The 15,908-nt window shown below is 71.2% G+C and carries 13 protein-coding genes; 6 read left to right on the forward strand and 7 right to left on the reverse strand.

Features of this window, described 5'->3' with window-relative positions; genetic code table 11:
• Positions 1 to 5: 5 nt before the first annotated feature.
• Entirely contained in the window at positions 6 to 1,133 is a 1,128-nt protein-coding gene (locus tag FL583_RS27445) for a hypothetical protein (protein WP_142707737.1), read from the reverse strand.
• Between the two features lie 86 nt (positions 1,134 to 1,219).
• Entirely contained in the window at positions 1,220 to 2,851 is a 1,632-nt protein-coding gene (locus tag FL583_RS27450) for a DEAD/DEAH box helicase (protein ID WP_205752497.1), read from the reverse strand.
• 706 nt (positions 2,852 to 3,557) lie between these two features.
• Here FL583_RS27450 and FL583_RS27455 point away from each other — a divergent pair.
• On the forward strand, positions 3,558 to 4,523 hold the full coding sequence (locus FL583_RS27455; protein WP_142707738.1) for an NAD(P)H-quinone oxidoreductase: 966 nt from the start codon (positions 3,558 to 3,560) through the stop codon (positions 4,521 to 4,523).
• On the opposite strand, the gene FL583_RS27460 is transcribed toward FL583_RS27455, so the two are convergent.
• Positions 4,520 to 5,440: a GNAT family N-acetyltransferase gene (locus FL583_RS27460; protein WP_142707739.1), complete on the reverse strand. Its 921-nt coding sequence runs from the start codon at positions 5,438 to 5,440 to the stop codon at positions 4,520 to 4,522. The genes FL583_RS27455 and FL583_RS27460 overlap by 4 nt on opposite strands.
• Before the next feature lie 99 nt (positions 5,441 to 5,539).
• Here FL583_RS27460 and FL583_RS27465 point away from each other — a divergent pair, with 99 nt between their 5' ends.
• Positions 5,540 to 6,103: a bacterial proteasome activator family protein gene (locus tag FL583_RS27465; RefSeq protein WP_142707740.1), complete on the forward strand. Its 564-nt coding sequence runs from the start codon at positions 5,540 to 5,542 to the stop codon at positions 6,101 to 6,103.
• 1 nt (position 6,104) lies between these two features.
• Here FL583_RS27465 and FL583_RS27470 read toward each other — a convergent pair whose 3' ends face one another.
• A complete protein-coding gene (locus tag FL583_RS27470; RefSeq protein WP_170323888.1) occupies positions 6,105 to 6,917 on the reverse strand; it encodes an HAD family hydrolase in 813 nt (270 codons plus the stop codon).
• Between the two features lie 88 nt (positions 6,918 to 7,005).
• Here FL583_RS27470 and FL583_RS27475 point away from each other — a divergent pair, with 88 nt between their 5' ends.
• A complete protein-coding gene (locus FL583_RS27475) occupies positions 7,006 to 7,470 on the forward strand; it encodes a PPOX class F420-dependent oxidoreductase (RefSeq protein ID WP_142707742.1) in 465 nt (154 codons plus the stop codon).
• 68 nt (positions 7,471 to 7,538) lie between these two features.
• A complete protein-coding gene (locus FL583_RS27480) occupies positions 7,539 to 10,547 on the forward strand; it encodes a protein kinase domain-containing protein (RefSeq protein WP_142707743.1) in 3,009 nt (1,002 codons plus the stop codon).
• 39 nt (positions 10,548 to 10,586) lie between these two features.
• Here the strand turns inward: FL583_RS27480 and FL583_RS27485 are convergent, their stop codons facing one another.
• Both FL583_RS27485 and FL583_RS27490 read right to left on the reverse strand, forming a co-directional pair.
• Positions 10,587 to 11,390, reverse strand: coding sequence for a TIGR03943 family putative permease subunit (locus FL583_RS27485; protein WP_142707744.1), 804 nt, complete (start codon positions 11,388 to 11,390; stop codon positions 10,587 to 10,589).
• Positions 11,390 to 12,406, reverse strand: a complete 1,017-nt coding sequence (locus FL583_RS27490; protein WP_142707745.1) for a permease — start codon at positions 12,404 to 12,406, stop codon at positions 11,390 to 11,392. Before FL583_RS27490 ends, FL583_RS27485 begins: the two co-directional genes overlap by 1 nt.
• A 211-nt stretch (positions 12,407 to 12,617) precedes the next feature.
• Between FL583_RS27490 and FL583_RS27495 the strand changes: the two genes are divergently transcribed.
• Together FL583_RS27495 and FL583_RS27500 are read left to right on the forward strand one after the other, a co-directional pair.
• Positions 12,618 to 12,800, forward strand: coding sequence for a hypothetical protein (locus FL583_RS27495; protein WP_142707746.1), 183 nt, complete (start codon positions 12,618 to 12,620; stop codon positions 12,798 to 12,800).
• A gap of 96 nt (positions 12,801 to 12,896) precedes the next feature.
• On the forward strand, positions 12,897 to 13,892 hold the full coding sequence (locus FL583_RS27500; RefSeq protein ID WP_142707747.1) for an alpha/beta fold hydrolase: 996 nt from the start codon (positions 12,897 to 12,899) through the stop codon (positions 13,890 to 13,892).
• Here FL583_RS27500 and FL583_RS27505 read toward each other — a convergent pair.
• Positions 13,889 to 15,886: a serine/threonine-protein kinase gene (locus tag FL583_RS27505; RefSeq protein WP_142707748.1), complete on the reverse strand. Its 1,998-nt coding sequence runs from the start codon at positions 15,884 to 15,886 to the stop codon at positions 13,889 to 13,891. The two genes, FL583_RS27500 and FL583_RS27505, sit on opposite strands and share 4 nt — an antisense overlap.
• Positions 15,887 to 15,908: the final 22 nt, after the last annotated feature.

Raw genomic sequence — 15,908 nt, forward strand, 5'->3', positions numbered from 1 at the left:
AGCACTCAGTCGTCCTCGGGGAAGGCTTGCCACCTCGGTTCGGGGCTGGATTCGCCGACTCGGCGGGCGGCCCGGGCCTCGGCGGACTCGGACAGGCGGCCGGCGCGAGGACCGTCGGTGGGTGCCTCGTCCGGCTCGGCCGGGAGCGGGGGCATCGTCAGGGCGACCGCGGCCGCGGTCAGGAGCGCACTGCTGACCAGGCCGCAGGCGATCGCCGCCGTCCACGGCACCGCTACCCCCGCCACCCGCTCGGTACCGAACGCCACGTCCGCGTAGAACGACTCCCAGAGGGTCACGACCCAGTCGACCGACCCGACTACGACCAGCGCGCCCAGGCCCGCGTAGCGGAACGTCAGGCGGGCGGGGCGGGCCAGCGCGGTCAGGCCGGCCGCGACCAGTGCGGCCACGGCGAGAAACCCGGTCAGCAGGGCCAGTAGCGACCACTCGCTCGGCAGGTGCCCCTCGTCGCCGACCGGGCGCACCCAGGCGACCGGCACCACCAACGCGATCGCCGTTCCGGTCAACGCCAGGATCTTGCCAGCGTTCAACGCTGAGGCCGGCGGCCCTAGCGGCCCCGCCGCCACGGGGCCTGGCGGGCCCTCCCAGTGGTCGGGCGCGGGCCGGAACCAGCGCACGACGGCCGCGCCGATCAGCACCAGCAGCGTCGCGACCACCGCCACCGCGCCGATCCCCCCGCCGATGATCTGGCCGAAGATGTGACCCCGGTACGCCGCGTCGCGGGTCTCCGGCGGCATCGCGTCGACGTACTCCTGGTACCGGATGTACGCGGCCAGGAACGCCAGCAACGTGGCCGGCAGCAGGGCCGGAACCGCGGCCCGCAGCAGCGGCGCCCCTAGCGACGAGGCCCGCAGGATCAGGATCGCCACCGCGGCGAACAGCAGCGCGAAGCCGACCGCGTAACCGCCCAGGACGTACACCGTCGGCAGCGCGGTGCCGGGATCGATGTTCTCGACCGTGTCGTCGCCGGCGCGCAGCGCCCGGTGGAGCAGCGCGATCTCGCCGAGGAAGTGGTAGGCGGCGAACAGCCCGCCGAGCGCTCCGATCGCCAGCAAGCCGGCCACGACCCGGTCGAGCAACCGTTCAGTGCGTACCAGTTGCCGCGCAGAAGCCATGCCGCATTGTCGCCGGACCGCACCGGGCCCCTGCACGCGACCGGCCGGATGCTCATCCGAGCATCCGGCCGGTCACTATCTACTACTCAGCTGTCGCTGCGGTTTCCGCCGCTGCGGGACGCGCGCTGCTCCGGCGTCCACCGCGGACGGCGCGGGTCCCGGTCGGACCGCTCCCGGTAGGAACGGTCTCCCCGGTCCGACCGGTAGCCGCGGTCGTCGCCCGACCGCTGCGTCGGCCGGCCCTCGCCGCCGGTGGGCCGCTCGCCGCGGTCCGGCCGCTCGCCGCGCGGGTAACGGTCGCCGCCCTCCGGGCGGTCGCTCCGCTCGGACCAGCGCGGCCGGTCCGACCGGCGCGGTCCGCCGCGGTAGCCGCCTTCGCGGCGATCCGGCGAATTCCGACGGAACCCGCCGCTGCGTCCGCGCTCACCGTCGAACTCACGATTGCGACGACGACGGGACTCAGCCGCGGCCAGTTCCTCCTCGGTCGGCGGCGGCGGAGCCGGCGGCAGCTTGTCGGTCAGCACGCTGGGCAGCGGTGCCTCGGGCGCGATCGTCGACCGGATCGGGTTGATGCCGGCCAGCTTCGCGAGCCGGTGCGCGGTCTTCCGGCTGTACGGCGCGACCAGGGTCGCCACCACGCCGGACGCCCCGGCGCGAGCCGTGCGACCGGCCCGGTGCAGGTACGACTTCGGGTCGGTCGGCGGCTCGAAGTGCACCACCAGCCCGACGCCGTCGACGTGGACGCCACGCGCGGCCACGTCGGTCGCGACCAGAACCGGCGAGCGCCCGTTCTTGAAGTTCGCGAGCACGCGGTTGCGCTGGCCCTGCGTCCGGCCGCCGTGCAGGGGCTCGGAGAAGATGCCGCGCTCGGTGAGCTGCTCGGCCAGCCGGTCGGCGCCGGCCTGGGTCTTCACGAACACGATCGTGCGGCCGGTGGACCGGACGAGGTCGGCGACGACACGCACCTTGTCGGCGTGGATCACGTGGAGCATGTGGTGCTCCATCGTGTCGACCGACGCCGTGGCCGGGGCCAGGGAGTGCGTGACCGGGTCGTGGAGGTACTCGCGTACCAGCGTGTCGACGTCGTTGTCGAGCGTCGCCGAGAACAGCAGGCGCTGGCCGTCCGGCCGGACCTGGTCGAGCAGGCCGCGGACGACCGGCAGGAAGCCCATGTCGGCCATCTGGTCGGCCTCGTCGATCGCGGTGATCTCGACGTCGTCGAGCACCGCGCTACCGCGGCGGATGTGGTCTTCCAGCCGGCCCGGAGTGGCCACGATCACGTGGACGCCCCGCCGGAGGTCTTCCAGCTGCCGGGACATGGCCGCGCCGCCCACGATCGGGCGAACACGCACGCCGACCGCCCGGCCCAGCGGGGCCAGCGCGTCGGTGACCTGCAGAGCCAGCTCCCGGGTGGGCACCAGCACCAGGCCGAGCGGGTGACCGGGACGAACCCGGGCCCCGGCCAGCTTGGCGACCAGCGGCAGCCCGAAGGCCAGCGTCTTTCCGGAGCCGGTGGCCCCACGGCCGAGAACGTCTCGACCGGCCAGGACCTCGGGAATCGTCGCCGACTGGATCGGGAACGCGTCGGTCAGCCCCTGCCGGCCGAGCGCAGTCACGATCGCGGACGGCAGGCCGAGGTCGGAGAACGGGATCAGAGCCGGAGCGGTGTCGGGCTCCAAACTCTCCAGAATTGCATCTTCCGATGCGAAATCAGGCATTTCAGAAACAGCAGACAGCGTTGGCACAGAACAGCTTTCCGGGCGGACGACAGCAGCTATGGCCATCCACCCCGGTCGGGGTAACAGGGGATCTCCGATACACGGATCGGTACGCCGAACCCACACACCACCGGACACGGGTTCGCGTCGCCTAGAAGGAACAGTCTTACGAGGTCGTGGATTCCCCTGAGCTGCTGGAGGGCCCCCGCGAGGTCTCGTTGATTACAAGAATACCTGGTCCGGACGACACTCCCGCCGACGGCGCTGATCAGCCTTACGGACCCTCAGTTGAGCCAACAGGCCACATCTTTCTCACAGCGGGTCGGCTGGTCTCGGTGGACGGGGATGCCTACCGTCTCTAAGCATGGGAACAGGTGGTCCCGGCACAGCACCGGGGAACAGCCAGCTCGCCGAGGCGGGCCGTCGCATGAGAGGAACCGCGATGTACCGGCTGCACTGCCCAGAGTGCGCACGGCCCGGCGTCACGCGAACGAACCGTCGCGAGGTACAGGCGCTGGCCAACACGCACAACCAGATGCTCCACCGCGGCCAGCCGGTAGCAATTGTCCGGATGGCCGGTTGGAACCTTTTTCGGAGGGTGACCCGTCAGTCCTGATCGGTAGTTAGTTCCCCCAGTAAACCCAATGATCGACCGGGGCCTCGCGCGAGCGCGCGGGGCCCCGCTTCGTTCAATAGGCTGGCGACCATGCACGCGATCACGATCACCGAGCCGGGCGGACCCGAGGTACTGCGCTGGACCGAGGTCCCCGATCCGGAACCCGGGCCCGGCGAGGTCCTGATCGACGTCGTCGCGTCCGCGGTGAACCGGGCCGACATCATGCAGCGCCAGGGCTTCTACCCGCCGCCGCCGGGGGCGTCCGAGTACCCGGGCCTGGAGTGCTCGGGCCGGATCGTCGCGCTCGGGGCCGGCGTCGAGGGCTGGAGCGCCGGCGACGAGGTGTGTGCGCTGCTGGCCGGCGGCGGCTACGCGGAGAAGGTGGCCGTCCCGGCCGGGCAGGTGCTGCCGGTCCCGGAGGGCGTCTCGCTGGCCGAGGCGGCCGGCCTGCCCGAGGTGTACTGCACGGTCTGGGCCAACGTCTTCGCGGTCGGGCGGCTCGCCCCCGGCGACACGTTCCTGGTGCACGGCGGGGCCGGCGGCATCGGCACCGCGGCGATCCAGCTGGCCTCGGCCTACGGCGCCCGCGTGTTCACGACGGCCAGCGCGGCCAAGCACAACCGCTGCCTCGCGCTCGGCGCCGAACGGGCGATCGACTACCGCACCGAGGACTTCGTCGAGGTGCTCGACGAGGTCGGGGGCGCCGATGTGATCCTCGACAACATGGGCGCGAAGTACCTCGAGCGGAACGTCTCGGCACTGGCCACGAACGGGCGGCTGCTCGTGATCGGAATGCAGGGCGGCGTCAAGGGCGAGGTGAACCTGAGTGCGCTGATGTCCAAGCGCGCCTCGATCACCGCCACGTCGCTGCGCGCGCGTCCGGCCGAGGAGAAGGCCGAGATCGTCGCGGACGTGAAGGCGCACGTCTGGCCGCTGCTGGAGTTCGGCAAGATCCGCCCGGTCATCGACCGCGCGGTCGCACTCCCGGACGCCGCCGAGGCCCACCGCGCGGCCGACTCCGGCGACGTCATCGGCAAGGTGCTGCTGGTCCGCTAAGGCGCGGGCACCACCAGGCGCCAGGTGTCGGCGGCGAACTGGAGCTGGAAGCCCAGGCCGGTGTAGAAGTGCAGCGCGTTGTGGGCGTTCTCGGTGTCGACGCCCAGGCCGACCGCGCTGCGTCCGCGGGCGGCGAACTCGACGAACGACGTCCGTAGGAGCGCGGTGGCGATGCCACCGCCCCGGGCCGCGGCGACCGTCCCGAGGTTCTGCACCCAGCCGGTCGCCTCCCGGTCGTTGTGCCCGATCAGCACTCCGACGTCGGTCGACCCCCGGGACGCGATCCAGGTCAGCGTCCAGTCGCGGTGGTCGGCGTCCATCCGCTTGCGCCACTCGTCGTACGACGTCGGCTCGAAGCCGAAGTGCCCGGCGAACGTCTCCTGGACGAGCCGGTACGCGGTCTCCTGGTCGTCGGGCGACGTCGCGACCCGGATCGTGACGTCGGCCGGGAGCGCGGGCTCAGCGTCGTCGGAAGGAGAGACCGGACGGGTGAGCACGTGGTGGCGCCGCACGGCGCGCCACCCGCGCACCGGGAGCGCGTGAACGGCGAGGACCGACTCGGGCGTGAGCGCCAGATGCAGGTCGGCGGCCTCGACGCCGGTCGCCGCGGCGATCTCGGCGGCCCGGGCCGTGAGCAGGTCGAGCAGGAGCGAACCGGCCGACACCGCGTCGCGGAGCACGTAGTGGTCGACGTCGAGCCGGCCGCTCGCGGAGGCCGGCCAGAGGACCGCGTAGGCGACCAGGCGGTCGCCGTCGTAGGCGAGCCAGGAGTCCCGGGCCAGGTCCCCGGCCCGGCGGAGGTCGCCCTCGACCTCGTCGACGGCGTAGCCACCCTCTCCGGTGTCGACGAGATCCACGACGTTGATCAGGTCGCGGATGGCGGGCGCGTCGGCGATCTCCGCGGGTCGGACCGTCAACTCAGCAGTAGCAGGAGTACTCAGGGGTTGAGAGGGCATACCCTGCACCCTCCGCCACCGGCGTCCGCAAGCACAAGAAGATTGGGAGAGGATGGTCCCATGACCGAACCTCAGTCCCCTGATGAGCGCCCCGACTCGCCCGGTCAGACCGTGATGGTGATGGGTCCGGACGGCTCGCCGGTCGGCGCAATGCCGGTTGAATTGGGCAAAGAAGACAGCGACAACGACCCGGCGCGCCTGATCGAGCAGCCGGGCAAGGTCATGCGGATCGGCAGCATGATCAAGCAGCTCCTCGAGGAGGTGCGGGCGGCGCCTCTGGACGAAGCGAGCCGGGCCCGGCTCAAGGAGATCCACGCGCGGTCGATCTCCGAGCTGGAAGACGGGCTGGCGCCCGAGCTGCGGGACGAGCTGGAGCGGCTCTCGCTGCCGTTCACCGACGACGTGACGCCGACCGAGCCGGAGCTCCGGATCGCCCAGGCGCAGCTGGTCGGCTGGCTGGAGGGCCTGTTCCACGGCATCCAGGCCGCGCTGGTCGCGCAGCAGATGGCGGCCCGCATGCAGCTCGAGCAGATGCGCGGACGCCCGGCGCTCCCGCCCGGGCTCGGGGGCATCGTTTCTCCCGAGGGCGGCCCGACCGGCCACGGCACCGGCCAGTACCTGTAGGTCAGCGCGGGGTGGTGGCTTCGACCTCGTCCAGCAGGGCGTCGAGGTAGGTCGCCACCCCGTCGGCGTCGTTGCCGGTCGTCACCGTGTGCGCGACCGCGGCCGCCTCCGGGTGGGCGTCGGCGACGACCACGCCGCGCCCGGCCCACGTCAGCATCGGGATGTCGTTCGGCATGTCGCCGAAGGCGACGATGTCCTGCGGGTCGACGCCGCAGCGCTGGGCGACCCATTCCAGGCCGGTGGCCTTGGTGACGCCGCCGGCCGACACCTCGATCAGGCCGCGGAAGCCCGAGTGGGTCGGGGTGACCCGACCGTCGAAGACCCGGGTGCAGCGCGTCCAGAGCTCGGCCGCCTCCACGCTGGGCGCGCGGATCAGCAGTTTCTCCACCGGCTCAGCGACCAGCTCGTCGTAGGAGACCTGGTTCTCGTCTCGGCGGCCGAGGTCGTGCCGGACCGGGTACTCGGGTTCGTGCAGCATCCGGCGGCCGCGTTCGACCGCGAAGATCGCGTCGGGGAACGTGTCGCGGACCGATTCGGTGACCGCTCGTAGCGTGTCGGCCGGGATCGTCCAGTTCTGCAGCACCTGGCCGGAGGCGCCGTCGAGGACAACCGCTCCGTTGGCGCAGACGACCCGGCCGCGCCGGCCGGTCTGGGCGAGGACCGGGTCCATCCAGCGCCAGGGCCGGCCGGTGACGAAGACCAGCGTGATGCCGCTGCGCTCGAGGCGTTCGAAGGTGGCGAGCGTGCGCTCCGAGACGGTCAGGTCCGATCTGAGCAGGGTTCCGTCGAGATCGGTGGCGACCAGCTTGGGCACGAACACACGTCCAGCCTTACACGCGGCGGCGCAATGTACCCGTCGGATGTCGGGTTTGGTTACGCCGGATTGTGGTTACGCTGCGTAGGTGCCGAACTACGCGACCTCGAACGTCGTGGACCGGACCGCACTGCTGGCGTTCCTGCGCCCTCGTCACCACGGGTTGCTGGCCACCACCCGGAAAGACGGGCGGCCCCAGCTCTCGCCGGTGACCTGCGGGGTGGACGACGCCGGCCGGATCGTCGTCGCGACGTACCCCGAGCGGGCGAAGGCCTGCAACGCCCGGCGCGACGAGCGGGCCAGCATCTGCGTGCTCTCGTCCGACTGGGACGGGCCGTGGGTGCAGATCGACGGGGTGGCCGAGGTACTCGATCTGCCGGGGGCGCTGGAGCCGTTGGTCGAGTACTACCGGGTCATCGCCGGTGAGCATCCGGACTGGGACGGGTACCGGGCGGCGATGGAGCGGCAGGGGAAGGCGTTGATCCGGATTTCGATCGAGCGGTGGGGACCGATCGCTACCGGGGGCTTCCCGCCGCGGCTCGCGGGAGCCTGACGGGGATCCGACACGGGTCGCTTCCTCCCTGGTCCTATCCTGGCCTGCAGAGGGCGAGGGGAGGTCGGGTGACACCTGCGGGCACCGGGCCTCGACTCGGAGACCGATATGTCCTCGGCGAGGTGTTGGGGCGCGGGGCGACCGGTGCGGTCTACGCCGCGCACGACGTCCACCTCGACCGGCCCGTCGCGGTCAAGGTCCTGATCCAGGCCGGCGACACGCTGACGACGCCGGAACGCTTCCAGCGCGAGGCCCGCACGACCGCCCGGCTCAACCACGCGAACATCGTCGCGGTCTACGACGTCGGCCGGGTGACCGAGCGCGACACGGTCGACGCCGCTCCGGGGACGCCGTTCCTGGTCATGGAGCTGCTGACCGGCGGGAGCTGGAAGGACACGCTGTCGCGGGGCAACCCGTCGCCGCCGCGGGTGGCGTCCGCGCTCGCCGGGGTCGCTCGGGCGTTGGCGGCCGCGCACGCGGTCGGCGTGACGCACCGGGACATCAAGCCGGCGAACGTGCTGATCAGCGCGGACGGCTCGGCCAAGCTCGCGGATTTCGGGATCGCGAAGTCGGTGGAGTCGACCGGGCTGACGAAGCAGGGGGAGATCGTCGGGACGTTGGCTTACACGGCGCCCGAGTGTCTCGAGGGGCAGGCGGCCGGGCCGGCCGCGGACGTGTGGTCGTTCGGGGTCTTGCTGTACGAGAGTTTGTCGGGGCGGCGGCCGTTCGAGCAGGAGACGCTCGGGGCGTTGATCACGGCTATTCAGTCGGGTCGGTATCGGTCGTTGGCTTATGACTTACCGGCGTTGCCGCACAGTTTGTCGGCGACCGTGGATCGGTGTCTTGACCCGGATCCTCCGCATCGGCCTTCGGCGGCGGAGTTGGCTCGGGTTCTGGGTGAGGCTGCGGCGGCTGGGGAGTCTTCGGCGCCAGTGACTACGGTTACGCCGTTCTTGGGGCCGGTGGAGTTTCCGGTGTCTGGTCCTCCGGTGTCTGGGGGGCCGGTGTCTGGGCCTCCAGGCTCTTGGCGGGGTGGGGCGCCGCCGGCGCCTCCCACGTCTGGGGGGCCTAGCTGGGGGCGGCCGGTTTCGGGGCCGCCAGTGTCTGGGGGACCGGTGTCCGGGGGGCCGGTGTCTGGGCCGCCTCGGGGTGGGTCGGGGACCAGTCCGGTGCCGATTCCTGGGCTGCGTAGCAGCGGGCAGTTGCCGGTTCCGCCGCGGGGTGGGGCCGGGGCGGGTGGGGCGCCGCCGCCGTCGGGGCGGCCGGTGGCCGGGCCGGGGCGGCCGGTGGCCGGGCCGCCGCCCGAGCCTCCGCGTAAGAGGCGCCGCTGGCTGGTTCCGGTCGCCGGGGTCGTCGCGTTCGTGGTGCTTGCCGGGGGCGTCCTCGGCTCCCGGGCCCTGATCGACAGCGTCTCGGGCTGCAGTGGCGAGCTCCCGCTGGTCGTCGCCGCCTCGCCGGAGAAGTCCGGCATCGTCAGCGCGCTCGCCGATCGCTTCAATGCCGATCCGAGCGACGTCGACGGGCGGTGCATCAAGGTCCGGATCGTCACCGTGAAGTCGGGTGAGGCCGTCGACGCGCTGGCCAAGGGCTGGCCGACCGACGACTATGGCGACCGGCCGGACGTCTGGTCACCCGCCTCCAGCGTCTGGGTCGGCCTCGTCGGCCAGCGCGTCGGTGCGATCGGGACGCCCGCCAAGGCGCCCAGCCTGGCCCGGTCCCCGCTGGTCATCGCCGCCCCGGAAGCCACCGCCAAGGCCCTGGGCTGGCCCGACCGGCAACCCAGCTGGCAGGACATCGCCCGCTACGCCGGTAACGACGCCGCCTGGAAGGCCGCCAGCCACTCGAACACCCCGTTCGTGTTCGCGCGCACCAACCCGCTCGTCTCGACGTCCGGATTGCACGCGACGCTCGCCGCGTACCTGGCCGCACCCGGCCACACCGGGGACGTCCAACAAGATCTGGAGCGGAACAGCGTCAAACTCTTCCTCAGGACCCTGGAGCGGTCGACCGACCGCTACGGAGACACGACGCTGACGTTCCTCGACACGCTGCGGCAGCAGCAGGAGGAGCAGGCCGCGACGACGGTCTCGGCGCTCGCGGTCGAGGAGCAGACGGTCTGGGCGTACAACCAGGGCGAGCCGCTGAGCGCGGGGGCCAGCCATCTGCCGCCGCCGAAGGAGAAGCTCGTCGCGCTGCACCCGAGCGACGGAACGCTGGTCTCCGACCATCCGTACGTCACCGTCGACAGCGTGATCGACGCGCCGTGGGTGACGCCCGCCAAGCGGACCGCGGCCGACAAATTCCTCAGCTTCCTGCTGGCCGGTCCGCAGCAGGAGACGTTCCGCGCCGCGGGGTTCCGCGGTGCGGACGACAAGCTCGATCCGGACGTGGTGGCCAAGTCGAACGGCCTGATCAGTGCGGACGCCCCGACCGCGTTCGCGCCGCCGCAGCCGGCCGCCGTGCAGGCGCTGCTCGGAGCCTGGCGGAACCTCAACAAGCCGGCGAACGTGCTGATCGTGCTGGACACGTCGGGGTCGATGAACGAGAAGGTGCCGGGGACCAGTACGACGCGGTTGCAGTTGGCGACCCGGGCGGCGAAGGAGTCGCTGTCGTATTTCGGGTCGAACGATTCGGTGGGGCTGTGGGAGTTCTCGACGCACCTGTCGGGGTCGGTCGATCATCGGCAGATCGTGGCGCTGGGTCCGAAGGACGAGGCTGCGCTCAGCCGAGGGCTGGACAGTCTGAAGGCGAAGAACGACACCGGGCTGTACGACACGGCGCGGGATGCGGTCGATACCGTGCGGGAGTCCGCGGATGCGGACGGCATCAACGCGGTCGTGCTGCTGACGGACGGGGATAATCAGGATCCGGGGAGCATCTCGCCGGGGGCGTTGTTGACGTCGCTGAAGAAGGCGCCGAGGGTGCACGTGTATCCGGTGGCGTTCGGGAGTGAGTTGACGCCGGCCGGGAAGAGGGTGTTGTCGCAGATAGCGGCGGCGACCGGGGGGCAGTATTACGAGTCGAACGATCCGCGCAATATCGAGTCGGTACTGGGCGATGTGATGTCGAACTTCTGAGGCCGCCGTTCAGACTTCCAATTCCAGCTCGTTGCCGAATTACTCGTACGGCTGGGACGGCGTCGGGATGCCGTTGACGGTGGCGGCTTTGAGGACGGGCACGGCCTGCCAGGGGTCTTTCGACTTGCTTGGTTCCCAGGTGCCGGTCACCTTCACCCAGGCGTCTCTGGTCACTCGGATCGGGGAGTCGACTACCTGCACCTGGAACGGGCGGGCATCCGCGGCGCAGCAGTTCACCTTCATTCGGGTGAGGTACCACGTGTCACCGGTGTGTGGGGTGACGAATCCGGTCAGTTCCACGGTGTGACCCTCCAGGGTCTTGCCGTCGTCCCAGACTGCTCGGCGGGCATAGTCCACGATCTTGAGCTGGACCGGGTCCGCGCCGGTCAGCGCTGGGTAGGTGACCGACCTCGGGGGTTTGGGCACGGTCACCGCGCCTCGTTCGGCGGCGAAGGAGCCCAGAGCCGGGGGTGGCACCAGCACCAGGACGAACACCGGCAGGATCCACAGCCAACCGACGCCATGTCCGTCCGAGCCGTGTGAGTGGCCTTCCTCCGCGTCCGCGTGGGAAACGTCGGCCTGGGGAGCGTCCGTATTGGCGCCTGGGCCGTGAGTTCGGACTCTGGCCTCAGCCCACCGCTCCTCGGAGCGTTCGGCCGCCTCGCGGCCGCGCCAGTCCTTCAGGAAGCCGAGGACGCCGAACGCCATCAGCAACACACCGGTCGCGACCAAGGGGATCGTGAGCACGCCGCGGACGTAGTTCAGGTACTCGCCGGAGATGACCAGCTTCAGCAGGACCGCACCGAGCAGGACGAAGACGATCGCTTGGACCTCGCGCCGCATCAGGCGACTCCGATCAGCAGCAGGCCGGTGGTGACCGAGGCCGCGACCGCGACGACGAACGTCAGCGGCGCGAATCTGGTGGCGAAGGCTCGGCCGAACGTTCCCGTCTGCAGGGCGATGAGCTTGAGGTCGACGACCGGTCCGACGACCATGAACGCCAGCTGCGCCGGCACGGGAAACCCGGTCAGGCTGGCCGCCACGAAGGCGTCCGCCTCCGAACAGATCGAGAGGACGACGGCGAGCAGGGCCAGCACCAGGATCGAGAGCACCGAGACGCCGGCGACGGCGGTGATCCAGCTCGGCGGGACGACGACGTTCATCGTGGCGGCGGCCGCGGCCCCGATCACCAGGAAGCCGCCGGCCTCGAAGAAGTCATGGGCCACGGCCAGGCGGAAGGCCTCGAACCTCGGCGTGCCGTCGGACGCGGCCGGCAGCCGCCGGGCGACCACGCGGCCCAGCCACTCCGGGCGCCCGAAGCGGGCCCAGATCCAGCCGACGATCACCGCGGTGGCCAGCGAGGCGACGAACCGCCCGACGACCATCATCGGCTGGCCGGGGAACGCGACAGCGGTCGCGACCAGCACGATCGGGTTGATCGACGGCGCCGAGAGCAGGAACGCGAGCGCGGCCGCGGGCACGACACCGCGCTCCACCAGCCGGCCGGCGACCGGGACCGACGCGCACTCGCAGCCGGGCAGCAGCGCACCGGCCGCGCCGGCGACCGGCACCGCCAGCGAGGCCCGCTTGGGCAGGATCGCCGAGAACACCCGGGCGGGCACGAATGCGGTGATCGCGCCGGAGAGCACCACACCGAGCAGCAGGAACGGCAGCGCCTGGACGACGATCGCGCTGAACACCGTGGTCCAGGTCGCGACCGCGCCGCGGCCACCGATCAGGAACGAGAGCACCTGGCGGCCGATGAGCACCGCGATGATCGCCGTTACGAGCAGCGCGATGACGCCGGTGTGCGACTCGGGATCGGCGGCCTTCGACCGGACCTCGGAACGCGACGACATGAGCCGACGCTAACTCACGGGGGCCATGAGCCCGGTGAGCATCGATTTCTCATGTTTTCATGATCTCAAGTGGACACTGAACCGATCCACCCCGGGATACGTACTACCTGACGAAGATTCGTGTTTGAGAACCGTCCGTAAACGGCACTAATACAGCACCGGAGCGTTACCGCCCGAGGTCACCACCGTACTGGGAGCGAGGTGTTCGACGATGTCCCCTTCACATCTCACCGTTTACTACTCCGACGGGTCGGATACATCGTTCGACAACGTGACCTACCGAGTGTCCGATGAGTACCTGTACGTCGAACCCTCCAGTGGTGCGGCGGCGACGCCGATCGAGCTGTTCTCGGTTTACAGCTGGGTAGCGAAGACGGCACCGATGGCGGCCTGAGCAACCGCCGGATCTGATCAGCCCTACCGACTTCAGTCGGTAGGGCTGATCAATTTGTGAGCGCCGACACGTTACCCGCGAGTAAAGTGCCCGGCCATGGGAGCGAAGCGGACGGCGATCCTGGTGGGTGCGGCCGCGGCCGCAGCGGTGGTTCTCGCTCGACGGTCGGCCCGGGCGCACGCGCTCACCGACCCGCGGCTGGACGCGCTGGCGCCGGTTGCGCCGCGGTCCGAGCGGATGGTGCGGTCGGCGGACGGCACCGAGATCCACGTGGCCGAGTACGGGCCCGAGGGCGCGCCGATCGTGGTGCTGGCCCACGGCTGGACCTGCGGCATCGGCTTCTTCACGAACCAGATCCGGGCGCTCTCCTCAGACCTGCACGTGGTCGCGTACGACTTACGTGGGCACGGCGGTAGCGCGATCCCGAGCCCGGGGCGGTACACGACCGATGAATTGGCCGACGATCTGGCCGCGGTGCTGCGGGCCACCGTGCCGGACGGGCAGAAGGCCGTGCTGTTCGGGCACAGCATGGGCGCGATGAGCATCGTCGCGCTGGCGGCCCGGCACTCGGCGCTGCTCAACGACAAGGCGGCTGCGACCCTGCTCGCGAACACCGGCGTGACGAGCCTGGTCACCGACTCGCGGCTGCAGCCCGGGCCGGACGTCCTGCGTCGGCTGACCGCCCCGCTGAACCGGGCCGTGCTGGCCGCGCCGCTGCCGCTGGGCCCGGTGACGTCGGCGACGTTGCCGCTGATCCGCTACATCGCGCTGGCGCCGGGCGCGACGCGCGAGAACGTCGCGTTCTGCGCGCACGTGATCCTGGACACGCCCCGAACGGTGCGCGGCGGGTTCGGGGCGACGCTCGGGACGCTCGATCTGCGGCTCGCGGTGCCGCACCTGGGCCTGCCGACGACGGTCGTGACCGGGGAGTTCGACATCCTGACGCCGCCGGCGATGGGGCAGCGACTGGCCGCCGATCTGCCGAACGCGCGGTTGGTCGAGATCCCCGGGGTCGGGCACATGACGCCGGTGGAGGCGCCCGAGGTGCTCGAGCGAGAGATCCGGGCGCTGGTGCCGGCGATCGTGAACTAGGCGGCCGGCGTCGACGGGGGGTCGTTGACCTGGGGGGACGGGCAGATGACCTGGACGTCGACCGGCGTCGGGCGGAAGGTGCCCGGCGTCGTGATCAGGCCGCTGATCGAGATCGTGCCGGTGGCCGGGTTGGCGATCGTGATCGCCATGTTCGGCGAGAACGTGTCGGCCGCGGTCGTCGTGTTGACGCCGAGATCGCTCTCGCCCGAGCTGGCCGTCACCTTGTAGACGACGCGTGTCGCCGCCGAGACCGAGATCGTGAACCTGACGTTGACCGTCAGCGGGGCCGTGCAGTCCTTGGGCTGCAGCGGCGTGGACGAGGCGAGTGACGCGCTGACCACGGTGGCCGATGGGGGGACGTCCGGGTCGGGATCCGGGTCCGGGCTCGGCGTCGTGGGCGACGGGCTGAGGGTCGACTGGCTCGGTGAGGGCTGGGCTTCGGTCGGCGACGGGACCGGGGTGGTGGGGGTCGGTATCGGCGCCGGGTTGCTCTGACCTGGGTCTTCGATGGTGCTGGCGCGGGTTGCGCGGTCGGTGCGGCCGGAGGTGGCGACCATGTTGGCGATCGCGCCGGCGGCCAGGGCGAGGATCAGGATCGCGACGACGGCGAGGACCCGTTTTCCGCGGTTGCCGGGCGGGGGAGAGTCCGGGGTGAAGCTCGGGGGGTCGGTGGGGGGCGGGCCGCCGCCGACGTTGCCCGGGCCCCAGGCGAGTTCGCGGGCTCCGGAGACGGGTGGGGCGGCGTGATACGAGTCGTACCGAGGCCCGGAGACGGGCGGCGCTCCGGAGACCGGCCGGCCATAAACAGCTCCGCCGGAGATGGGTGCACCAGAGACCGGCCGCCCGTAGACAGCCCCGCCCGAGACCGGCGCGGCGCCGGACACCGGAACCCCGGAGATCGGTCGGCCATGAACAGCGCCCCCGGAGACCGGGAAGTCTCCCGAGTCGCGGCGGAACTCGCCCGTGTACGGCAGCGGCTCGCTCGGCAGCGGCTCGGCACCCGGACCCGACTGCCACGACAACGGCCGTAACTGCTCCGCCGGCCGCAACACCGCGAACACCGCGGTACTGAAATTGCTCGGCTCGTCCCCCTGCACGTTCGCCCGCTCGTCCGTGTCGACCCGTCCGGGCGGCGGCGGCACGAACTCGCCCGACCGCGTCGCCGACTCCTCCGACTCGTTGTCGGCGATGCTCTTCAGCATGGCCCGGGCCCGGGCGTGCTCGAGCCGGTTCTCCGGCGTCTTCTCCAGCAGCCCGTCGATGATCGGCGTCAGGCGCGCGCCGGCCCGCTTCGGGCGCGGGTGCGGCTGCGTCGCGCTGGCGAACAGCCCGACGATCGTCTCCTTGGCGGTGAACGGGCTGATGCCCTCGACCGCGAAGAACAGCGTGGCGCCGAGCGCGAACAGGTCGCCGGCCGGCGTCGTCTCGCCCTTCATCAGCCGCTCGGGCGCGATGTAGCCCGGCGACCCGAGCAGCGCGCCGGTCTTCGTCAACGTCTCGGTGCCGAACACCGACGCGATCGAGAAGTCGGTCAGCTGGGCCGTGCCGTCCCGCTGGATCAGCACGTTGTGCGGCTTCACGTCCCGGTGGATGACGTTCGACGCGTGCGCCGCGGACAGCGCGTCGAGCAGCTCGACGCCGATCCGGGCGACCTCGCGCGGGGTCAGCGGCCCGTCGGCGGCGACGACGCGGTCGAGCGAGCGCCCGTCGACGAACCGCATGATGATGAACGGCTGCTCGTCGTGCAGGATCACGTCGTGCACCGGCACGATGTTGGGGTGGTCGAGCCGCCCGGCGCTCTGGGCCTCGAGTAACGCGCGCTTGGTCAGCGTCTCGCGTTCGTCGGCGTTGATCGTAGAGGGGAAGCGGACCTCTTTGACGGCGACCGTGCGGTTGAGCCGCAGGTCGTAGGCGCGCCACACCACGCCCATGCCGCCCGAGCCGACCACTGCGTCGAGGCGGTACCGGCCATCGACTGCCCTCTGCTCAGCCATTCCTCCGCCATCTGTCGCCCCG

The organism is Cryptosporangium phraense (genome assembly GCF_006912135.1).
GTDB lineage: Bacteria > Actinomycetota > Actinomycetes > Mycobacteriales > Cryptosporangiaceae > Cryptosporangium > Cryptosporangium phraense.